This is a genomic window from Paenibacillus sp. 7541 (genome assembly GCF_002276395.1).
In the GTDB taxonomy this organism is placed as follows: Bacteria; Bacillota; Bacilli; order Paenibacillales; family Paenibacillaceae; genus Paenibacillus_AQ; species Paenibacillus_AQ campinasensis.
Genome location: NZ_NQLZ01000061.1, coordinates 1 through 1831, shown reverse-complemented (window position 1 = coordinate 1831; position 1831 = coordinate 1). Strand labels below are relative to the sequence as shown.

The following is a 1831-nucleotide window of genomic DNA, read 5'->3' as shown; positions in this document are numbered from 1 at the left end:
TACCAGGGACAACCCCGCTCCTACATAGTCCCCTCGGGCGAGAGAGATCCCTGCATTCGCGAGACTCGCTACGGTTCCAACACCCGGAATACAGCTGGCTACATCCAGCACGACCTGCGTCACATCCAGCACCTTGCTCCAGAAGCCCTTCTTCTCTTCCGGCGGCTCCACTTCCGTCACAAACGGTGAAACTCAGAGGATGTCTAGCACAGAATAGACAGCAGGAATCGGATAGACGAATCAGTAATCAATGAGTCATGAATAGATATGTAGATGATTACAATTGTAATGCCTCCAATTTCCCCTCGTCCCATTTTAATATCCCAATTAAACGGCTAAAAGAACCCCCGCACAATGGCGGGGGAAAGGTTAACTAAACAACGACAAATATTTACGATAATAACCGATATGACGCCAATCATACTGATTTAGGAATCCAACAACTTTTGCTAGGACTTGATTTCGATGAACGACGTCATTGTTTTAGACTTAATAAGGTAATGTGTAAGGCTTAACTTGACTTGCTCCCGTGACATCAGACCTTTGACATGTTTGACGAAGATGTCGACAACCTCATCTAGATCATCGGAACAATGTAGTCGCACGTTCTCCCGTCGCCGCAGGGCTAGGGCTGTATCTAACGGTATTCGTTTCATCGATTTCCCCTCCCCCTGTGGCGCCGGGGTCATTATTCTCATTACTTTCCGTTTTCCTCTACTAGAGATACTTACACTTCTTTAATAAATTGCTATATATTTCCTCGCTTTTCATGTGATACTCCGATTCGGTTTAATCTTCTCAGGATATGAATCATTGAAAATGCTTGACTTCGTTAACTTAATGGACCGTGCATAATACGTAGTTACATCAACATGTCTCAGCTTATTCACTTAATCAAGCGCTACAGAGAAAGCAGACTCCAGCATAGTATTAAAGTCACTAAAAGTTTCCATAAGCTCACCTGAAGGTTTATCGAGTTCAACAAAACTATTTTTAGTAGCATTATAACAGTACCAAGCAATATCTGAGTCTCCGAAGAAAATTAACTCATCTTCGTCTTTAATTGACTCCCATGTTTCATTGGCATCAAAAAAACTATCCACCTGATTTATTGGCTTAGAGTCTAAATAAACTAGGTCGACTCCATAAACTCTAAGTCCATTAAATTCAATCCCGTTAACTGTTTGCAAAAATTCATAGTATTGCTGTGGCAGCACATCTTTACCAAATTTCTCTACTACAGATTTACGAAATCTTGATAACTCATTTTCATTAACAGGTAAATTTAGTTTTCGATCCCTTTTTCCCCTTATCTTAGAAATGATATCAATTTGCTCTCTCCACATATTATCACCTTCTTAATTATTTATTCCTTTTTAGGAGGATAAATGTCTCCTTCTGGAATAGGAAATTCTACTGATTTACTATCTCCAGGTTTCATACCCTTCGTTAATGAATTCTGTTCATTTGTAATAACCTTGTGATAGGGGTGGTTTTTTATTAGAACTAAGTTTTCCACATCATTAGTACCGCCCTGATCCAGAGGGGTTTTATGATGGACTTGCCAACCGTCAGGCACAAGACCAAATTCTTTCATATCTTCAATGTCACTATCTGAAATTCCAGCTTTTTTTAATGCCTTTGTTTTTTAGGATCATTAGCCATAGATTGCATCAAATCTTTTCTGACCTTTTTAAAATCCTTTCGTAATTGAGCTGTGTCCTCCGGGCTTCTCTTATTAAACGTAACCTGTTTTGTTTTTACGTTCGGAAGTGTAACTTCCTCACCCTTTAATTTTCCGACAAAATCAGTTCGACTATCCGTCTTGATG

General features: G+C 39.7%; 3 protein-coding genes and 1 pseudogene. All 4 read right to left on the bottom strand.

Annotated features, from left to right (window positions below; all coding sequences use genetic code 11):
• Positions 1-180, bottom strand: a 180-nt coding sequence (locus CHH75_RS24335) for a hypothetical protein (protein WP_176475662.1), incomplete at its 3' end; no start/stop codon positions are given.
• Between the two features lie 710 nt (positions 181-890).
• The gene (locus tag CHH75_RS24325; RefSeq protein WP_095268201.1) at positions 891-1346 is read right to left on the bottom strand and encodes a YrhA family protein; all 456 of its coding nucleotides are present in this window, start codon (positions 1344-1346) and stop codon (positions 891-893) included.
• A 20-nt stretch (positions 1347-1366) separates the two neighbouring features.
• Positions 1367-1597, bottom strand: a complete 231-nt coding sequence (locus tag CHH75_RS25455; RefSeq protein ID WP_230875883.1) for an HNH endonuclease — start codon at positions 1595-1597, stop codon at positions 1367-1369.
• 35 nt (positions 1598-1632) lie between these two features.
• Positions 1633-1831: pseudogene (locus CHH75_RS25450) on the bottom strand (hypothetical protein); the annotation flags it as partial.